2 protein-coding genes are annotated in these 3,000 nt (G+C 49.9%); both read right to left on the reverse strand.

Annotation, left to right across the window (positions count from 1 at the left end; genetic code table 11):
* Positions 1-902: 902 nt before the first annotated feature.
* A complete protein-coding gene (locus Q7O77_RS16405) occupies positions 903-1,430 on the reverse strand; it encodes a DUF1440 domain-containing protein (RefSeq protein WP_085652811.1) in 528 nt (175 codons plus the stop codon).
* Between the two features lie 569 nt (positions 1,431-1,999).
* The coding region (ubiI, locus tag Q7O77_RS16410) for an FAD-dependent 2-octaprenylphenol hydroxylase (RefSeq protein ID WP_304169761.1) at positions 2,000-3,000 on the reverse strand (1,001 nt) is incomplete at its 5' end.

Consider the following 3,000-nt stretch of genomic DNA (forward strand, 5'->3'; position numbering starts at 1 on the left):
GTTGTGCTGATGAAAATAAAATAACGTGTTGTGATTGTAAGAAAAAAAGATTTCTTCACCAGTTGAAAAAACGTAAATCAGATTAATTACCTAAGTGGTTTTTTTACGATTCATTGCCGCATTTATGTGATTGGCTATTAATTTAGTTAATTAATGCGAATCATCTTGTCATTAAATAATAGCTGTGTGGGGAAGGAGCCTGTCTGCGCGGATGTTGAGCCAATAGGGCATTTTTTATTGGTTTTTATGATGATAACTAACTGATTTTATTGTTTTTGATTCTTTTCTTGCTGTGGAGAGGGGGCGCTGATAAGTGTAATATTCCCTGATGTTGCACTTATTTTTTTAAATTTATCTCATTTTTTTAATGCTCAAGAACGACGCCAGTATTTCCCCTGTGATGGCACGCATTCGATATTTATATACCTATAGCAACGTCCTGCATTTTTCGCCAGTTTAGTTTGGTATAGAAAATATCCTGATATTGAGTTGGGTTATATTCCCTATTCAAATCGTGTTGTGAAAATAGGGGGTTAAATGAGAATGTGTACGAGGTTATGCCGCCCTCGGTATGGTCAGATTTAATAAAATGAGTCTCTTTTGACTCGTTATGTCCTTAGCGATAGGGCTGGTTATGGGGGCCTGTCGTCATCTGCATTTCCTTTATATGTAAATTAACGTCAATTTTTTTCAATAAACTTTATAACGCCGGGATTGCGCGTGTCGCTGTCGTAAATCGACGGCGGCTAAAGCTGTGCAAAAGGCAAAGGCATGGGTGATAAATCGCTTTTGGCATCAATGCGTTGTCAGACGTTCGACAGGATAACGGCCGGATAGGGGCGAAAAAAATGCCGCGACCCAGAAGGGGCCGCGGCAGAATTGTACGGGCGTTAAACAGCGAATTAGCGCGTTTCGCCAGCGTCCGGCAGGTGTGTCATACGGTTGCGCAGATCGCGGCGAGCAAGCTCAGCAACCCAGAAGCAGAACATATGACCAAACAGTTCGGAGAAGTGTTCAGCAAACGGCTGATCCCACGGTGCAGGCACGGTACCGAACAGCGGCAGCAGAACGACGTGGAACACAACCCACAGAACCAGGCCGTAGAATGCGCCCTGCCACAGTTTGATTTTGGTGCAGAATTCGGCAGCGATGCAGTACAGCACGGTGAAGGTGATTGAGAAACCGAAGTGCATGATGAAGCTCATGATCGGGCGCGGGTTGCCATTGAACAGGTAGCTAATGTGAGAAAGCTCAAATGACATGCCCAGCTGTTGCAGCAATTCTTGTGGCGGGTTAGTCAGATCTCGTGCGGGTGTTCTGGGCGGAAAAGGAATTTCCCAGCCGAATTTTGTAATGGCACAAATAATGCCCGCAATAATACCGACCAATATAGCCAGTAATACTTTCTCTTTAACGGTACGCGCTTGCAGCATGTTATTTTCTCCTCAATAACGGCGCAAAAAACAGGGAACGAAAACGGCAGATCCCCCCGCTGGGAATACCCCGGCAGAAACTGAAGACCTGTGATTATATGTGGTTGCAATCATATACCTACCTATGAAAGGTGTCGACATTATCTGCTTGCCGTCACGCTTTAATAGTGTAGCGGAAATGCTAATAGAAGGGCGCAATATAGTTAGTGTAATGCAGCACCTGAGAAATATAACCACTATTATTTTATAGCCGGGTATTTTAAGTCAGAAATATCATGTAAATAGCTTTTTTATATTATTTCGGTAATGAGAAATAAGCGATATCGCTTTTAACATGATGTTGAAAAAGGTCGCCGCTTTATTGTGCGGTATTTTTATCTCGCCTTTATCTTTGCCACGCTTCTTCGATAAAACGTTATTCGGTTCCCTGACGGTTAATGGGTAAAACAAAGGGCGGGTCGGTGTATTCCTGCGCGGAACATCGTGTGCAATGTGTCGGCGCGAATCAGGTGAAAGGGGAAAGCGTTCAGGAGCGTCTGAGACGCTCCCGGAGATAACAGGGAGGGTTAGCGTTGCTCTTCCAGCCACTCAGGCATGTCGTGGAACCCCATAGCCTGGCGTACGAGCGTAGGTTTGATGCCGGGCAGGGTATCCGCCAGTTTCAGCCCCACGTCGCGCAGCAGTTTCTTGGCCGGGTGTGAACCGGCGAACAGATCGCGAAACCCCTGCATGCTGGCGAGCATCACCGCAGCGCTGTGCTTGCGGCGACGTTCGTAGCGGCGCAGATAGAGATATTGGCCGATGTCTTTGCCCTGAGATTGCAGGCGTTTCAGCTCGGCAATCAGCTCGGCGACGTCCATAAAGCCCAGATTCACGCCCTGTCCCGCTAGCGGATGAATGGTGTGCGCCGCATCGCCCATCAGCACCAGCCGGTGCGCCGCAAAGCTGCGGGCGTAGCGTGCCGTCAGGGGGAAAGACTGCCGCTCGCTTTCCAGCTCGCACAGCCCAAGCCGCATATCAAACTCGGCGGCCAACTGCGAATTGAACGTTTCCGCAGGCGCTTCCAGCATAGTCTGTGCGCGTTCCGGCGGCAGAGACCAGACGATGGAGCAGAGATGCGGATCGCAAAGCGGCAGGAATGCCAGCATGCCGTCGCCGTGGAAGACCTGCCGCGCCACGGAGTCATGCGGGCGCTGAGTACGAATATTGGCGACCAGCGCATGATGACCGTAATCCCAGAAGGTCAGCGGAATATCGGCATGTTGCCGCAGCCACGAGTGCGCGCCGTCCGCGCCGACTACCAGCCGCGCCGTCAGCATGCTGCCGTCTTCCAGCGTAATAAAGGCTTCGTTTTCCCCCCACGCGACCTGCTTTAAGGCGGCGGGCGCGATGAGAGTGACGTCGCGCGCGCGCTCCGCATGTTGCCACAGCGACTGTTGGATCACGTCGTTCTCGATGATGTGGCCAAGATGGGAAAAGCCGGTCTCTTCGCCGTTGAAGCTAATGCTGCCAAAACTATCCCGATCCCACACGTACATCTCGTTATAAGGGCTGATGCGCTGGGCCG

Origin of the sequence: Lonsdalea britannica (assembly GCF_946477055.1) — a bacterium.
Classification (GTDB): Bacteria; Pseudomonadota; Gammaproteobacteria; order Enterobacterales; family Enterobacteriaceae; genus Lonsdalea; species Lonsdalea britannica_A.